Origin of the sequence: Pseudomonas xantholysinigenes (assembly GCF_014268885.2) — a bacterium.
Taxonomy (GTDB): Bacteria; Pseudomonadota; Gammaproteobacteria; order Pseudomonadales; family Pseudomonadaceae; genus Aquipseudomonas; species Aquipseudomonas xantholysinigenes.
Map to the genome: position 1 here is coordinate 419,222 of NZ_CP077095.1, position 15,248 is coordinate 434,469.

At 65.2% G+C, this 15,248-nt stretch carries 13 protein-coding genes; 2 read left to right on the forward strand and 11 right to left on the reverse strand.

The window, feature by feature from the left end; all coding sequences use genetic code 11:
- Positions 1 to 22 precede the first annotated feature (22 nt).
- The 7 genes from HU772_RS01870 to HU772_RS01900 all read right to left on the reverse strand — a co-directional run bounded on the left by HU772_RS01870 (position 23) and on the right by HU772_RS01900 (position 8,272).
- Entirely contained in the window at positions 23 to 208 is a 186-nt protein-coding gene (locus HU772_RS01870; RefSeq protein ID WP_186653498.1) for a hypothetical protein, read from the reverse strand.
- Positions 205 to 1,317, reverse strand: a complete 1,113-nt coding sequence (locus HU772_RS01875) for a PepSY-associated TM helix domain-containing protein (RefSeq protein WP_186653496.1) — start codon at positions 1,315 to 1,317, stop codon at positions 205 to 207. The genes HU772_RS01870 and HU772_RS01875 overlap by 4 nt, the downstream gene beginning before the upstream one ends.
- Positions 1,318 to 1,394: 77 nt before the next feature.
- Positions 1,395 to 3,827 carry a TonB-dependent siderophore receptor gene (locus HU772_RS01880; RefSeq protein WP_186653493.1) on the reverse strand — a complete coding sequence of 811 codons (2,433 nt, stop codon included), beginning with the start codon at positions 3,825 to 3,827 and terminating at the stop codon, positions 1,395 to 1,397.
- A gap of 139 nt (positions 3,828 to 3,966) precedes the next feature.
- Positions 3,967 to 4,932, reverse strand: coding sequence for a FecR domain-containing protein (locus HU772_RS01885; protein WP_186653490.1), 966 nt, complete (start codon positions 4,930 to 4,932; stop codon positions 3,967 to 3,969).
- Entirely contained in the window at positions 4,929 to 5,447 is a 519-nt protein-coding gene (locus HU772_RS01890; RefSeq protein ID WP_186653487.1) for an RNA polymerase sigma factor, read from the reverse strand. The genes HU772_RS01885 and HU772_RS01890 overlap by 4 nt, the downstream gene beginning before the upstream one ends.
- A gap of 180 nt (positions 5,448 to 5,627) precedes the next feature.
- Positions 5,628 to 6,338 (reverse strand): 3'-5' exonuclease, encoded by a 711-nt coding sequence (locus tag HU772_RS01895; RefSeq protein ID WP_186653484.1) that lies wholly within the window; start codon positions 6,336 to 6,338, stop codon positions 5,628 to 5,630.
- On the reverse strand, positions 6,335 to 8,272 hold the full coding sequence (locus tag HU772_RS01900) for a putative nucleotidyltransferase substrate binding domain-containing protein (RefSeq protein ID WP_186653472.1): 1,938 nt from the start codon (positions 8,270 to 8,272) through the stop codon (positions 6,335 to 6,337). The genes HU772_RS01895 and HU772_RS01900 overlap by 4 nt, the downstream gene beginning before the upstream one ends.
- A gap of 212 nt (positions 8,273 to 8,484) precedes the next feature.
- Here HU772_RS01900 and HU772_RS01905 point away from each other — a divergent pair, with 212 nt between their 5' ends.
- Complete coding sequence (locus HU772_RS01905; RefSeq protein ID WP_186653461.1) at positions 8,485 to 8,928, forward strand: response regulator; 444 nt, start codon at positions 8,485 to 8,487, stop codon at positions 8,926 to 8,928.
- A 118-nt stretch (positions 8,929 to 9,046) separates the two neighbouring features.
- On the opposite strand, the gene HU772_RS01910 is transcribed toward HU772_RS01905, so the two are convergent.
- On the reverse strand, positions 9,047 to 11,224 hold the full coding sequence (locus HU772_RS01910) for a malate synthase G (protein ID WP_186653459.1): 2,178 nt from the start codon (positions 11,222 to 11,224) through the stop codon (positions 9,047 to 9,049).
- A 458-nt stretch (positions 11,225 to 11,682) separates the two neighbouring features.
- Here HU772_RS01910 and HU772_RS01915 point away from each other — a divergent pair, with 458 nt between their 5' ends.
- Positions 11,683 to 12,201 carry a glycine cleavage system transcriptional repressor gene (locus tag HU772_RS01915; RefSeq protein WP_186653457.1) on the forward strand — a complete coding sequence of 173 codons (519 nt, stop codon included), beginning with the start codon at positions 11,683 to 11,685 and terminating at the stop codon, positions 12,199 to 12,201.
- Between the two features lie 261 nt (positions 12,202 to 12,462).
- Here HU772_RS01915 and rarD read toward each other — a convergent pair whose 3' ends face one another.
- From rarD to HU772_RS01930, 3 genes are all read right to left on the reverse strand, one after another.
- Positions 12,463 to 13,350, reverse strand: a complete 888-nt coding sequence (gene rarD / locus HU772_RS01920; protein ID WP_186653455.1) for an EamA family transporter RarD — start codon at positions 13,348 to 13,350, stop codon at positions 12,463 to 12,465.
- 61 nt (positions 13,351 to 13,411) lie between these two features.
- Positions 13,412 to 14,386, reverse strand: a complete 975-nt coding sequence (locus HU772_RS01925; RefSeq protein WP_186653446.1) for a serine/threonine protein kinase — start codon at positions 14,384 to 14,386, stop codon at positions 13,412 to 13,414.
- 94 nt (positions 14,387 to 14,480) lie between these two features.
- The gene (locus HU772_RS01930; RefSeq protein ID WP_186653434.1) at positions 14,481 to 15,245 is read right to left on the reverse strand and encodes a TOBE domain-containing protein; all 765 of its coding nucleotides are present in this window, start codon (positions 15,243 to 15,245) and stop codon (positions 14,481 to 14,483) included.
- Between the last annotated feature and the right edge of the window lie 3 nt (positions 15,246 to 15,248).

Below are 15,248 nucleotides of genomic sequence, written 5' to 3' on the forward strand. Positions count from 1 at the left end.
TTCGGCGCAGGGCGGTAGCCGGTTATTGGCGCCGACGTGGCCAGAAGCCGCTCAATCCCAGTACGGCGGAGCTCCCCAGGCCCAGCCAGGCCAGGCTGTCCCAGGCGCCGTCACCCAGCAGCGCGGCGAACAGCCCGATGGCGCTGAGCAAAGCGATCAGCAGCGGCCAGGCGAAGATCCGACAGGTCGATTGCGAGGCATGGCTCATGGGCGTGCCTCCCGGGGCTTGCGCTGCTTGCCCCACCACAGGTACAGGCCGCTACCCAGCACCACGATGGTCAACACATCGAGCAGTGCCCAGAGGATCTGCATCGGCCGGCCGCCGTAGTCGCCAAAGTGCAGCGGCTGTGACAGTCCCATGGCGTCCATGTACCAGGGGCGGTCGCCGACCGCGGTGACTTCGAGGGTGCGGGCATCGATCAGTACGGGGGTGAACAGGTGCGAGGTCAGGTGCGTGGCGCCATTCATGAACACGGCGTAGTGGTGCTCGCTGGAGAAACGCGTGCCGGGGAAGGCGATGAAGTCGGGGCGCATACCGGGCGCGGCCTGCTCGGCGATTGCCAGCAGTTGGCTCGCCGGGGCGCGCTCGGTCAGCGGCGGTGCGTCGCGGTAGGGCGCGACCATGGCGGCCAGGCTGTCGTTGCGCCAGGCGGCGATCACCAGGTCGGAGAGGGCGCTGATCACCCCGGTGACGCCGACCACCAAGGCCCAGGTCAGGGTGACCACGCCGATCAGGTTGTGCAGGTCGAGCCAGCGCAGGCGCCGGGATTTGTCGTGGCGCACCGTGGCGAAGCGCAGGCGGCGCATGAACGGCGCGTACAGCACGGTGCCGGAGATGATCGCCACGACGAACAGCACGCCCATGAACGCCAGCAGCAGCTTGCCGGGCAGGCCGGCGAACATGTCCACGTGCAGGCGCAGGATGGTCATCATCAGGCCGCCGTTGGCCGCCGGCATGGCCACGGCCTCGCCGGTGCGGGCGTCGAGCATGAAGGTGTGGGACTGGTCGGGGTGGGTGCCGGCGGTGGCCGCCATTATTGCCACCACGCCGTTGGGTTCGTCCGCTTCGTAGCCGAAGTACTGCATCACTTCGCCGGGGCGGTGTTGCTCGGCCTTGAGCACAAGCTGCTGCAGGTCCAGGTGCGGGGTGCCGGCGGGCATCTCGCGCAATTCAGGGGCGTCGCCCAGCAGGTGTTCGAGTTCGTGGTGGAAGATCAGCGGCAGGCCGGTCAGTGCCAGTAGCAGCAGGAACAGCGTGCACACCAGGCTGCTCCAGGTATGGACCGCCGACCAGCGGCGGATGGTTAGGCTTTTCATCACGGCTCCTTGCGCCCTCGGGTGCCCTGCCCGCGCCCATGCTGGGAGCGGGTGGGGCACCCGAGGGCTTAGGTCACTCAGAACTTGTAGGTGGCGCTGGCGACGACGCTACGCTGATCACCGTAGTAGCAGTAGTACCCATCGCAAGTGGAGAGGTAGTCCTTGTTCAGCAGGTTGCTGGCGTTGATGGCCACCGAGGCGCCCTTGAGGCTGTTGTCCAGGCGGCCCAGGTCATAGTGCACGGCGGCGTCGAACACAGTGTAGGCCTTGCTCTTGCCGAGCCAGGTATTGGCTTCGTCACCGTAGCGGCTGCCGGTGTAACGTGCGCCCAAGCCAATGCCGAAGCCGTCAAGCACACCGGTATGCCAGGTGTAGTCGGCCCACAAGGAGGCCTGCTGGTTGGGCATCTGTTGCAGGCGGTTGCCTTTGTACGGCCCTTTCTGGACTTCGGATTTGGCCAGGGTGTAGGCGGCGATCACTTTCAAGTTGTCGGTGACGTCGGAGACGGCTTCCAGCTCCAGGCCGTGGACCTTGACCTCACCGGTCTGGCTGGAGACCGGCACCCCGCCCACGTTGTTGGTGACGGTCACGTTCTTCTGGGTGAGGTCATATACGGCCGCAGACAACAGGGTGTTGGAGCCAGGTGGCTGATACTTGATACCCAGTTCCCACTGCTTGCCTTCGGTGGGCTTGAACGACTTCTCAGGGCTGGCTTCAGAGCCGCTGCTCGGCTGGAACGACTCGGCGTAGGACAGGTAGGGGACGAAGCCTGAGTCGAACACGTAGCTGAGCGCCGCGTTGCCGCTGAACTGCTTGTCGCGTTGGGTGTTGGTGGCATCACCCAGGTTGTGGAAGGTGGTGCCAGTGTGTACCCAGTCCTCGCGCCCGCCCAGGGTCAGGCGCCATTTGTCGAGTGCCATCTGGTCCTGGACGTAGAGCCCGGTCTGGACGGTTTTCTGGTTGTAGTCCAGGTAAGCCGAGGAACGGGGCGGTCGGGTGATCGGCAAACCGTACACTGGATTATTGACGTTGGTGGTCGGCAGTCCGAAGCCGTAGATGGAGAGGAAGTCGGAGTCGGTACGTTGGTGATCCAGGCCGATCAGCACGGTGTGGCTGATGTCACCGGTAGTGAAGTCGGCCTGGAAGTTGTTGTCGAGGGCGAACTGGCTGATGTCCTCGTCGACGTTGGTCGACATGCGGCTGGCATTGCCCTCGTTGTCCACGGGGCCGCCTGGCTGGTAGTAGCTGCCGACGGTGATTGTCTGGAATGACAACTCTGTCTTGGTGTAGCGCAGGTTCTGGCGGAATTGCCAGACATCGTTGAAACGATGCTCGAAGGCATAACCCAGGGCGTAGTAAGTGCGGTCGTAGAACTCGTAGTCCGGATCGCCAAGATTCTTGTGGCGGGAGATCTTGCCGAATGGCATATCGATCTTGGTGCCTTGTATGGGGTAGAACTGGCTGGTGGCGCCGGTATCGTCACGGGTGAACTGGCTGAGGAATGTCAGCGAAGTGTCTTCGTCGATGTTCCAGGTCAGGCTTGGGGCGATGTTGTAGCGCTTGTTCTCGATATGGTCGATCTGCGTACCGCTGTCGCGCACGACACCGCTGATGCCATAGAGGAACTGGCCTTGCTCATCGATCTTGCCGGTACTGGCGAAGTTGATCTGGCGGTGGTTGTCGCTGCCGTACTGCAGTTGGATCTCGTGGCTGCTCTCAGCCTGGGGGCGGCGGCTGACCATGTCCAGCAGGCCACCGGGCGGGGTCTGGCCATACACCGACGAGGCCGGGCCACGCAGCAGCGCAAGTCGGTCGAGGTTCCAGGTTTCAGGTTTCGGGGTGGCATACACGCCGCGGGGCAGGGGCAGGCCGTCGAGGAACTGGGTCGGCTCGAAGCCGCGCACACGCATCCAGTCATAGCGGGTGTCGCTGCCGAAACTGGCCGAGACGATGCCCGGCATGTACTTCACCGCGTCATCCAGGCTTTGCACGCCGCGGTCGCTCATCTGCTGGCGGGTGGCGACGGAAATGGAGCGTGGGACTTCGACCAGGGCAGTGTCGGTCTTGGTGCCGGCGGCTGTGCGTTTGGCGGTATAGCCCTCGACCGGTCCCCAGGCGCTTTCGTAGCTGCTGTTGGCGTTGATATTGGTTTCCGGGAGCGCCAGGGTGCCCTCAGAGACGGCCATCAGGCTGTAGCTGCCGGCGCTGCCCTGCTGCAATTGCAGGCCGGTGCCGCGCAGGGCGGCCTGCATGGCGCCGAGGGCATCGTACTGGCCGTTGACGGGGGCCGAGGCGCGGCCCTGGACCAGGTTCGGGTCGATGGCCAGGGCAATGCCGGCCTGACTGGCGATCTGGTTGAGGGTGCTGGCCAGCGGACCGCTGGGCAGGTTGTAGGCCCGCGAGGCCGCTTGTTCGGCGGCGAACAGGGCGGGGCTGGCCAACGGGGCGGCCAGGCCAATGGCCAGGGCCATCAGGCTGGGGCGAAGCAAAGCATCAACGGCACGGGACATGCAGCGGCTCCTCGACGAAATAGTGCTGACTGCTTCCTTGCCGAGCGAGATTGGGAAAGTGACAGGGTGGTTTGAAAAAAAGTTTCGAGCTTCAAGCTGCAAGCAAAAACAGGCCGGTGCGAATGGCTTTTGCTTGCAGCTAGTTGCTTGCAGCTGCCTCGACGGTCACCCACCACGGCGTGTGCCGTTCGATCTTCACCGGCAGTGCCGGCAGCAACGAGGCCAGGGCCAAATCGGTGTCGGTCAGCGGGAAGCTGCCGCTCACGCGCAGGTCGGCCACCTCGTCGGTGACGCCCAGGTGGCCGCTGCGGTACTGGCCCAGGGTGGCCAGCAGGTCGGCCAGGCGTACGTTGTCCACCACCAGCATGCCGCGGGTCCAGGCATCGCTGCCAACCGCTACCGGGCTCACCCGGCCTAGGCCATCGGCGCTCATCAGCACCTGCTGGCCTTCGCCCAGCACCTGTTCGTCGCCACTGTTCTGCGGTTTGGCGGCCACCGAGGCTTGCAGCACCTCCAGGCGGGTGCCGTCGTGTTCGCGTTTGACCAGGAAGCGTGTGCCCAGCGGGCGCAGGCGGCCTTCCTCGGTGCGTACCAGCAGTGGGCGGCTGTCGGCATGGCCGGTCTCGACCGAGATTTCGCCCTGGCGCAGCACGATCAGTCGTTGCTCGCCTTTGAAGTCGATGTCGACCGCTGTCTGGGTGTTCAGGCTCAGCAGGGTGCCGTCTTCCAGGCGCAGCGTGCGCATTTCACCGGTGCCGGTGCGCTGGTCGGCCAGCCAATAGGCCGGCGCCAGGGTGGGAACCCCCGCCCCGAGCAGCAGGCCGCCAATCAGCAGCAGACCGGCCAGGCCACCACCGAGCCCGCCCAGGCGCTGGCGCAGTCCGGCACGCGATTGCAACAGGGTATGTCGCACCGGGCCCGCGGCGGCGTGGACGCGCTGGTCGAGCGCGCCCAGTTGGCGCCAGGCGCGGGCATGTTCTTCGTGGGCGGCGTGCCAGCGCATGAAGTCGTTGCGTTCGTCCGGGGTACCGCTACCTTCGTCCAGGCACAGCTTCCAGGCGATGGCTGCTTCCAGCACTTCGCTGGAAACCGGGGCGTGGTTCATGTCGGTGCCCCGTACAGGGCGATGTAGCACTGGCGCAGGCCCTGGGCGATGTACTGGCGCACGCGGGACACCGAGACACCCAGGCGCTCGGCGATCTCGGCGTGGCCGAGGCCGTCCAGGCGGTTGTACAAAAAGGCCGCGCGGGCCTTGCTCGACAACTTGCCGAGCAGGCGGTCGATGGCCTTGAGGTCTTCGAGGATCAGGTGCTGGAGTTCCGGGGAGGGCTGTTCGGCTTCGGCTATCAGGGCCAGTTCCGCCAGGTAGGCCTGCTCGAGGGCAGCGCGGCGGAAGTGGTCGAACAGCAGGCCCTTGGCCACGGCGGCGAGAAAGGCACGGGGCTCGCGCGGGGTGTCGAGCTGGTCGCGGCCAAGCAGGCGGACGAAGGTGTCCTGGCTCAGGTCCTCGGCACGCTGGCGACAGGCAGTGCTGCGCTGTAACCAGGCGAGCAGCCAGCCGCGATGGTCGCGGTACAGTGCCCCGATCAGGTCGGCGTGTGGACTGTGAGCAGACGTCAAGGAGCGCCCCCGGGAAAAATATGCGTTAACTAACGATAATTATTCGCGATTGTGTCAGAGGCAGGGGGCACGGCGCAATTGACGCTTATCGGATTGCCAGCATGGCAGGGAGAGCAGCCGTAAACGTTTGCGGTTCTCTTCAGGCCGTGTGCAATTTCTGTCGGCGCGGCGATTCGTGAGTCAAAGGCCGTGGTGCTGCACCTTGCGCCGCTGCCATTGGCCGAGCCGCTGGCGCAGTTGCAACGGGCTGTCCAGCTGTTGGCGGCGGGCCTGGCTGAACAGGATCAGCGCCAGTTCGGCGGTGACCTGGGCATCGGCGCTGGCATGGTGGCGAGCCTGCACCTCCAGGCCGAAACGAGCGATCCAGTCGTCCAGCCCGGCTTCGCGCAATACGGTATCGGGGTTGAGCATCGGCGCCAGTTCGGCGACATCCAGAAACGGCTGTTGCAGGCGCAAGCCCAGGCTGTCCTTCACCGCGCGTTCGAGCATGCGTTGGTCGAAGGGGGCGTGGAACGCCAGTACCGGGCTGTCGCCGATGAACTCGAGCAATTCGAGCAGCGCCTCGGCCGGGTCGCTGCCGGCGGCCAGGGCGCTGGGGCCCAGGCCGTGGATCAGCACGCTGGCGTTGGTCTTCTGCTCGGGCCGGCACAGGGTGCGTTCGAACGGGCGGCCTAAGGCGATGGCGCCGTCCTCGATGGCCACGGCGCCAATCGACAGGACCTGGTCGCGATTGGGGTTCAGGCCGCTGGTCTCCAGGTCGAGCACCACCCAGCGCTGCTCGCGCAGCGAACACACCGCCGCTGGCGCCGGGCGTGGCAGGCGGGCCAGGCGCTGGTGCAAGTCGGCAGCCAGCTCGGGTAGCGGTGCGCGCAGCCAGGCGAACAGGTTCACAGCTGGTACCGCAGGGCCAGGCTGCTTTGCAGGCGTTGGGCCTGGCGCAGAGACTCGCGCAGGATGCGCCGGTCCAGGTGGTTGAGGTTGTCCGGGTCGAGGCGGTTGGAGTACGGCAGGTTGTCGCGCGTCTGGCGCTGGTGCTGCTGCATGCGGGTCTGCTGAATGAAGTGGTAGGCCTCTTCATAGGCAGCGCCGTCCAGCGCCTCGATGACGCCTTTGGCGACCAGCTGGCGCAGGCGCTCGAGGGTGTTGCACGCGCCGATGCCGTTGGCCAGGGCCAGCAGCCTGGCGCCATCGACGAAGGGCGTCAGGCCCTGGACCTTGAGGTCGAGGGTGGCGGCCTTGTCGTCGCCCTGACGGGTCAGCACGAACTCGCGTAGACGGCCCACCGGAGGGCGCTGGCGCAGGGCGTTCTCGGCCATCATGCGCTGGAAGATACGGTTGTCGGCGACCTGTTCCAGCAGCGCCTGGCGCAGCTGCTCGCAGCCTTGCTCATCGCCCCAGACCACGCGCAGGTCGAAATAGATGCTCGAACCCAGCAGGTTTTCCGGGCTGGCCTCGCGCACGAACCCGGCGAAGCGCCGCGCCCATTCGCTGCGCGACAGGCACAGCGCGGGATTGCCGGCCATCACGTTGCCCTTGCACAGGGTGAAGCCGCATTGCGCCAGGTTGTGGTTGATGTGCTGGGCCAGTGGCAGCAGCTTGGCGCGGATCGCCTCGGCCTCGGCCTGGTCGACGGCGTCGAAGAGAATGCCGTTGTCCTGGTCGGTGTGCAGGGTCTGTTCGCGGCGCCCTTCGCTGCCGAAGCACAGCCAGCTGAACGGCACGCCTGGGTCGCCGCGCTCGGCGATGGCCAGTTCGATCACCCGGCACACGGTGTGATCGTTGAGCAGGGTGATGATCTGGGTGATCTGGGTGGATGAAGCACCGTGGGCGAGCATGCGCTCGACCAGCTGGCCGATTTCGCCACGCAGCGACACCAGGGTGTCGAGGCGCGGGGCATGGCGAATGGTGCGCGCCAGGTGCACCAGGTCGACCCGCTGCAGGGAAAACAGGTCACGCTCGGAAATCACCCCGCACAGGCGCTGGTTTTCCACCAGGCAGACATGGGCGATATGCCGCTCGGTCATCGCCATGGCGGCATCGAAGGCGCTGGCCTGGGGGCTGAGGTGGAACGGCCGAGGGGTCATGTAGCGTTCGATCGGCGCGGTCAGTTCGGCACTTGGGTCGGCCACCACCTGGCGCAGGTCGCGCAGGGTGAAGATCCCGATGGGAAAGCGCTGCGCATCGACGATGGCGATGCTGCCGACCTGTTGCTCGTGCATCAGCCCCACGGCCTCGCGCAGCGGCGTGTCGGCGGCGCAGACCACCGGATGGCGCAGCGCCAGTTCGCCCAGCGGCGTGTTCAGCGAGTACTGGGTGCCGAGGGTTTCCACGGCGCGCTGGCGTACCTGCTGGTTGACCTGTTCGAGCAGGCTGCTGACCCCGCGCAGGGCGAAGTCGCGGAACACGTCGGACATCGAGAACACACGGATGAACGCCGCCTTGTTCAACTGCAGGCAAAAGGTGTCCTCGCCGGCCAGGTGCTCGGTGCGGGTCGCCCGCTCGCCCAGCAGCGCGGCCAGTGGGAAGCATTCGCCGCTGGCGATCTCGAAGGTGGTCTCGGTGCCTGGCTTGGTCACATGGTGGCGCTCGCCGACCACCCGGCCCTGCTTGACGATGTAGAAGTGCTCGACCGGCCCGTCGCTGGGCTTGATGATGCTTTCACCGCCCGCGTAGAAACGCAGCTGGCACTGCTCCACCAGGTAGGCGAGGTGGCTGTGTTCCATCTGGTTGAACGGCGGAAACCGCTGCAAAAACTGCAGGGTGCCCTGGATGTTCTGCAGTACCGCAGTCCTGCCGGCTTGGGTGTAGGCGTCCTTTTTGCTCATGAAGCTGACCGTATCGCTACGCCGAACTATATATATCTATGTATAGAGGTCGGCTTTGTTGTTCTCGGCCTCCATGGTCGGCTGGCCGTCTTGCGGTGCCCATTGGACGTAAGTCTAGAGCGGGCGCTGGCAAAGACCCGACGAAAGGCGAACCAGGTTGCGTTACGTTGCGGTCTTAAAGCCGCGAGCGGGATTTTCTTGAAGAGATGGCCATGACCGAGCATGACGACATCCTCAGTGACGCTGAGCGCCAGGCGCTGGCCGGGGTGACTGCGCCTGGCGCACCCAGGCCCGTGGTGCTGGTGGTCGACGATAACCCAGTGAACAGCGAGGCGCTGAGCCTGTACCTGAAGAGCCGGGGCATTGCCTGTATGACGGCTGATGGGGCGCAGGAGGCCATGCTCAAGCTGCATTACGAGCCGCGTATCGCGTTGATGATCACCGACCTGCGCATGCAGCCGGCCGATGGCCTGGAGCTGATCCGTCAGGTGCGTGAGTCGGAGCGGGCCGCGCTGTCGATCATCGTGGTATCGGGCGACACCGATGTGAAGGAAGCGGTGGATGTGATGCACCTGGGCGTGGTGGATTTTCTGCTCAAGCCGGTGGATCTGGTGAAGCTGCTGGGGTTGGTGAAGCGAGAACTGCGGATAGAGTGATCTAGGCTGGGGCTGTTTTACAGCCCTTTCGCGGCACAAGGCCGCTCCTACAGAGAATCGCAATCCCCTGTAGGAGCGGCCTTGTGCCGCGAAAGGGCCGCAAAGCGGCCCCCTTGTCTTACAGCCCGTTGCGTGCCTTGAACTCGCGACGACGACGGTGCAGGACCGGCTCGGTGTAGCCGTTCGGTTGCTTGGCGCCCTCTACCACCAGCTCCACGGCCGCCTGGAACGCGATGTTGTCATCGAAGTTCGGCGCCATCGGTCGGTACAGGGCGTCACCGGCGTTCTGCTTGTCGACCACCGCAGCCATGCGCTTGAGGCTTTCCAGCACCTGCTCCTGGGTGACCACGCCATGGCGCAGCCAGTTGGCCAGCAGCTGGGCCGAGATGCGCAGGGTGGCGCGGTCTTCCATCAGGCCGACATCGTTGATGTCCGGCACCTTCGAGCAACCCACGCCCTGGTCGATCCAGCGCACCACGTAGCCAAGGATGCCCTGGGCGTTGTTGTCCAGCTCGTTGCGGATCTCGTCGGCCGACCAGTTGGTATTGGCGGCCAGCGGGATGGTCAGGATGTCGTCGACCGAGGCCGGGGTGCGGCTGGCCAGCTCGCGCTGGCGAGCCTGCACGTCGACCTTGTGGTAGTGCAGGGCGTGCAGCGTGGCGGCGGTCGGCGACGGTACCCAGGCGGTGTTGGCGCCGGCCAGTGGGTGGGCGATCTTCTGCTCGAGCATCGCCGCCATCAGGTCGGGCATGGCCCACATGCCCTTGCCGATCTGCGCGCGGCCTTGCAGGCCGGTGGCCAGGCCGACATCGACGTTGTTGTTCTCGTAGGCGCCGATCCATTTTTCGTTCTTCATGGCGCCCTTGCGCACCACGGCGCCGGCTTCCATGGAGGTGTGGATTTCGTCGCCGGTGCGGTCGAGGAAGCCGGTGTTGATGAACACCACGCGCTCGGCGGCGGCCTTGATGCAGGACTTGAGGTTGACCGTGGTGCGGCGTTCCTCGTCCATGATGCCGACCTTGACGGTGTTGCGTTGCATGCCCAGCAGGTCTTCGACACGGCTGAAGATCTCGGCGGCGAAGGCGACCTCTTCAGGGCCGTGCATCTTCGGCTTGACGATATACACGCTGCCGCTGCGGGTGTTCTTGCGGCTGGTATTGCCGTTGAGGTTGTGCAGGGCGATCAGGTTGGTGAACAGGCCGTCCTGGATGCCTTCGGGGATCTCGTTGCCCTGGGCGTCGAGGATCGCCGGGTTGGTCATCAGGTGACCGACGTTGCGCACGAACAGCAAGGAGCGGCCATGCAGGGTGACGCTGCCACCGTTCGGTGCGGCGTACTCGCGGTCCGGGTTCATGGTGCGGGTGAAGGTCTTGCCGCCCTTGCTCACGCTCTCGGCCAGGTCACCTTTCATCAGGCCCAGCCAGTTGCGGTAGACGATCACTTTGTCGTCGGCGTCGACAGCGGCGACCGAGTCTTCGCAGTCCATGATGGTGGTCAGCGCCGACTCCATCAGGATGTCCTTCACGCCGGCGGCGTCGGTGCTGCCGACCGGGGTGCTGGCGTCGACCTGGATCTCGAAGTGCAGGCCGTTGTGCTTGAGCAGTACGGCGGTCGGTGCGGCGGCGTCGCCATGGAAACCGATCAGCTGGGCGTCATCGCGCAGGCCGCTGTTGCTGCCGCCCTTGAGGGCGACCACCAGCTTGCCGCCTTCGATGCGGTAGCCGGTGGAGTCGACGTGGGAGCCAGCGGCCAGTGGCGCGGCTTCGTCGAGGAAGGCACGGGCGAAGGCGATCACCTTGTCGCCACGGACCTTGTTGTAGCCCTGGCCTTTCTCGGCGCCGCCTGCCTCGCTGATGGCATCGGTGCCGTACAGCGCGTCGTACAGCGAACCCCAGCGGGCGTTGGCGGCGTTCAGGGCGAAGCGGGCGTTCATCACCGGCACCACCAGCTGCGGGCCGGCCATCACGGCGATCTCTTCATCGACGTTCTGCGTGGTGGCCTGGAAATCGTCGGCTTGTGGCAGCAGGTAACCGATTTCCTGAAGGAAGCTTTTGTAGGCTGCGGCGTCGTGGGCCTGGCCCTGGCGTGCCTGGTGCCAGGCATCGATCTTGGCTTGCAGCTCGTCGCGCTTGGCGAGCAGGGCTTTGTTCTTTGGAGCGAGGTCTTTAATGATCTCTGCCGCCCCGGCCCAGAACTTGTCGGCTTCGATGCCGGTTCCAGGGATCGCTTCGTCATTGACGAAGTCGTACAGGGCCTTGGCGACCTGAAGGCCACCGACTTGAACGTATCCAGTCATTGCTTGCCTCACCTCTGCTCAGCTATTTCGCTTTCGCTCTTCTGTATTAAGCCTGTAGCGCTTCTCTAAACACGGCACCAGTGCATGCCCTCGGCATCGAGCGCGGCTGGGTGCGGCTCGCCAGACAGGCCGGCGGGCGGTTGGCGTATTTTCACAGGCGCCTTGGCAGACATCCAAACGACGTTTTGTAGTCCGCGCCGATGCATACTACATGAAGCAGCAGGCAGGTAAACATCAGACTAAAAGCGTCGTTCCGCGACCGATGAGTCGCATAGGGTCACGCTGGGAGTGCGTATGTTCGCAAAAAACAGGTGGATTGTTCCAGATAAATCTTGAAACAGTACACGATTGCCGAGCTGGACTGTCCTGCGGCAGGTTGCCGCGCCTTGCCTATACTGATGCGATCCCCGATTCATGGCCGTTTGCGACGGCCCCGAGCAAAGCAGAAGGAGTGGCCCGTGGACCATCTCGTACTCACCGTGATCGCCCCCGACAAGGCCGGGCAGGTCGAACGCGTTGCCCAGTGCATCGCCGATCACAACGGCAACTGGTTGGAAAGCCGCATGTCGCGCATGGCCGGGCAGTTCGCCGGGATCCTGCGGGTGGCGGTGCCGGCGGAAAACTATGCGGAGCTGGTCGAGTCGTTACAGAAGTTGAGTGACCATGGCATCAGGGTTCTGATCGCCGAAAGCGGCATCGAACCGTCCTGCACCTGGAAGCCGATCGCGATGGAACTGGTGGGCAATGACCGGCCGGGCATCGTTCGTGATATCACCCGGCTGCTGGCCGAGCAAGGGGTGAATGTGGAACGGCTGAGCACTGAGGTACGCCCAGCGCCGATGAGCAGCGAGCCGCTGTTCCATGCCGATGCGTTGCTGGCGTTGCCGTTGACCTTGTCGTTGGACGATCTGCAGGCGCGGCTGGAGAGCCTGGCGGATGATTTGATGGTGGAGTTGCGGCTGCGGCCGGAGGATTGATTCGAGATCGCCGGGGCTGCTTTGCAGCCCGTTCGCGGCGCCCTTGGTGGTTATCCCTATTTATCGGGGGCGACCCTGTGGATAACCTGGGGGGCCTCTTCGCTAGCCCAGCAATTACGAGGCCTAGCGAGACTTGAGCAAAAAACGTCCAATTATCAGAGGCTTGTGCACAAACGCCGGGGACGAGGGTGTGGATAACCTTTGGAGCGCTTGCTACAGGCCACGTCCCCCGTGGCCTGTAGCAATATGATCATTTTTTGATCAGGCGCGCTTGCGCAAGCTCAGCCAGGCATCGACGCTGTAGACAGCCAGCCCGGCCCAGATAAAGGCGAACGCCACCAAGGTGCTCGACGACAGGTGCTCGTCGAACAGCAACACCGCCTGCAGCAGCACCAAGGTTGGCGCCAGGTACTGCAGGAAGCCCAGGGTGGTGTAGGGCAGGTGGCGCGCGGCGGCGTTGAAGCACACCAGCGGTACCAGCGTCACCGGGCCTGCCGCAATCAACCACAAGGCCTCGCTGCTGCTGAAGAATTCAGGGCTGGCGCTGCTGGCTGTTGGATGCAGCAGCAACCAGCCAAGGGCGATGGGCACCAGCATCCAGGTCTCGACTACCAGCCCGGGCAGTGCCGCCACTGGCGCCTGCTTGCGGATCAAGCCATAGAAGCCGAACGACAGCGCCAAGGCCAGCGACACCCAGGGCAGGCTGCCAACCTGCCACACCTGCTGCGCCACCCCCAGTGCCGCCAGCACCACTGCCAGCCATTGCAGGCGACGCAGGCGCTCGCCGAGCAGCAGCATGCCCAGCAGCACGTTGATCAGTGGGTTGATGTAGTAACCCAGGCTGGCTTCGAGCATGCGGCCGTTGTTCACCGCCCACACATAAGTCAGCCAGTTGCCGGCGATCAGTGCCCCGCTCAGGGCCAGGATCGCCAGGCGCCGTGGGTTCTCGCGCAGCTCGCGCCACCAGCCGGGGTGTTTCCACACCAGCAGCAGGAGCGAACCGAACAGCGCCGACCAGAGCACCCGGTGGACGATGATCTCCACCGCCGGGACGCTCTGGATGGCTTTGAAGTACAGGGGGAACAGGCCCCAGATGATGTAGGCACCGAGGCCCAGAATGTACCCGCGACGCGGGTTGGCGGCGTGCATGCAGAATCCTTGCTTAGGTAGCTAAATGAAGCGACGGCTATTGTAGACAGAGCGCGGCGCGCTAGAACAATTTCAGCGGTTCTTCATCCAGGGCGGCAAGTTGCTCGCGCAGGGCGAGGATCTGGTCGCCCCAGTAGCGCGGCTGGCCGAACCAGGGGAAGCTCGGTGGAAACGCCGGGTCGTCCCAACGCCGTGCCAGCCAGGCGCTGTAATGCAGCTGGCGCAAGGCGCGCAGCGGCTCGATCAGGGCCAGTTCGCGTGGGTCGAAGTCGTGGAACTCGTTGTAGCCGTCGACCAGTTCGGCCAGTTGCCCCAGGCGTTCCTCGCGGCTGCCGGCGAGCATCATCCACAGGTCCTGCACCGCTGGGCCCATGCGGCAGTCGTCGAGGTCGACGACATGGTAGATATCGTCACGGTGCATCAGGTTGCCCGGGTGCAGGTCGCCGTGCAGGCGGATCAGCTGGTGCGGGGTGCGGGCGTAGAGGTCCTCGACCCGTTTGAGCAGGTCGCGCGCCACCGACTCGTAGGCCGGCAGCAGCTCGCGGGGCACGAAATCGCCATCGAGCAGGGTCTTGAGCGAGGCGTGGCCAAAGTTGTCCACAGCCAGGGATTCGCGATGCTCGAAGGGTTTGGTCGCGCCGACCGCGTGCAGGCGCCCGAGCAGTTGCCCGAGGCGATAGAGCTGGTCGAGGTTGCCCGGCTCCGGGGCATGTCCACCACGGCGCGGGAACAGGGTGAAGCGAAAACCCTGGTGCTCGAACAAAGAGCGCCCCTCGTGCAGCAGCGGTGCCACCACGGGCACTTCGCACTCGGCCAGTTCGCGGGTGAAGGCGTGCTCTTCGAGGATCGCCGCGTCGCTCCAACGCCCGGGACGGTAGAACTTGGCGATCAGCGGCTGCGCGTCTTCGATGCCCACCTGGTAGACACGGTTCTCGTAGCTGTTGAGGGCCAGCACCCGGGCGTCGCTGAGAAAGCCGAGGCTTTCCACGGCGTCCAGCACGAGGTCGGGGGTCAGGGTGTCGAACGGGTGGGACATGAAAGGCTCCAGGCGCGAGGGCAGCGTGGGCGCATGGTAGCGCAAGTTCCGCGCCAGGCGCGGTCACAGTCTTGCTCGGATACAGCCAGGCAGGCTAGACCGGCACGCCGAGCAACACATAGGACGGATGGAACTGCGCACGCAACACGCTACCCGACGTCACCTTGGCTTGCGTAAGCCAGTCTGCCTCGGCGAAGGCGCACAAGGTCTGGCCGTTGCCCAATGCCAGGCGAACCTCGCACATGTTCTCCTCGGTCGCCAGTACCTCTTCGACGCTGGCCGTCAGGCAATTGCTGCTGACGTCGGGCTGCTCGTCCGGCGCCAGCAAGCGCACCCACCCCGCCTTGAGCAATGCCACCACCGTGGCGCCCAGCGACAGCTCCAGCCCCTCGGTGCTGTCCGGGGTGATCAGCGCCTCGATCTCCAACCCACCGCCCAGCGCCAGGCTGATGCGGTCGTGGCGCCCTTCGCGGCGCAATGCCGTGATGCGGCCTTGCAGCTGGTTGCGGGCGCTGGTGCGTAACATCAGGCGGCCGAGCAGGTCGAGGTCGCTGGTTTCTTCGGCGGCTTCGAGCAACTGCGTCTGCAAGGCCTGCAGGCGTTGGTACAACCGCAGCACCCGCTCGCCCTCGGCAGACAACCGCGCGCCACCGCCGCCACGGCCACCGGTGCTGCGCTCGACCAGCGGCTGGGCGGCCAGGTTGTTGAGCTCGTCGATGGCGTCCCAGGCGGCCTTGTAGCTGATCCCGGCGGCCTTGGCGGCGCGGGTGATCGAGCCTTGTTCGGCGACATGCTGCAGCAGGGCGATGCGCTGGGGACGGCGGGCGATGTGCTGGGTGAGCAGGGCAGGCAGGGACATGGG

What these genes read in the sequence shown, in the direction of transcription:
- HU772_RS01870 (WP_186653498.1), bottom strand. Translation starts at nt 208, where the DNA reads ATGAGCCATGCCTCGCAATCGACCTGTCGGATCTTCGCCTGGCCGCTG.
- HU772_RS01875 (WP_186653496.1), bottom strand. Translation starts at nt 1,317, where the DNA reads ATGAAAAGCCTAACCATCCGCCGCTGGTCGGCGGTCCATACCTGGAGC.
- HU772_RS01880 (WP_186653493.1), bottom strand. Translation starts at nt 3,827, where the DNA reads ATGTCCCGTGCCGTTGATGCTTTGCTTCGCCCCAGCCTGATGGCCCTG.
- HU772_RS01885 (WP_186653490.1), bottom strand. Translation starts at nt 4,932, where the DNA reads ATGAACCACGCCCCGGTTTCCAGCGAAGTGCTGGAAGCAGCCATCGCC.
- HU772_RS01900 (WP_186653472.1), bottom strand. Translation starts at nt 8,272, where the DNA reads ATGAGCAAAAAGGACGCCTACACCCAAGCCGGCAGGACTGCGGTACTG.
- HU772_RS01905 (WP_186653461.1), top strand. Translation starts at nt 8,485, where the DNA reads ATGACCGAGCATGACGACATCCTCAGTGACGCTGAGCGCCAGGCGCTG.
- HU772_RS01910 (WP_186653459.1), bottom strand. Translation starts at nt 11,224, where the DNA reads ATGACTGGATACGTTCAAGTCGGTGGCCTTCAGGTCGCCAAGGCCCTG.
- rarD (WP_186653455.1), bottom strand. Translation starts at nt 13,350, where the DNA reads ATGCACGCCGCCAACCCGCGTCGCGGGTACATTCTGGGCCTCGGTGCC.
- HU772_RS01925 (WP_186653446.1), bottom strand. Translation starts at nt 14,386, where the DNA reads ATGTCCCACCCGTTCGACACCCTGACCCCCGACCTCGTGCTGGACGCC.
- HU772_RS01930 (WP_186653434.1), bottom strand. Translation starts at nt 15,245, where the DNA reads ATGTCCCTGCCTGCCCTGCTCACCCAGCACATCGCCCGCCGTCCCCAG.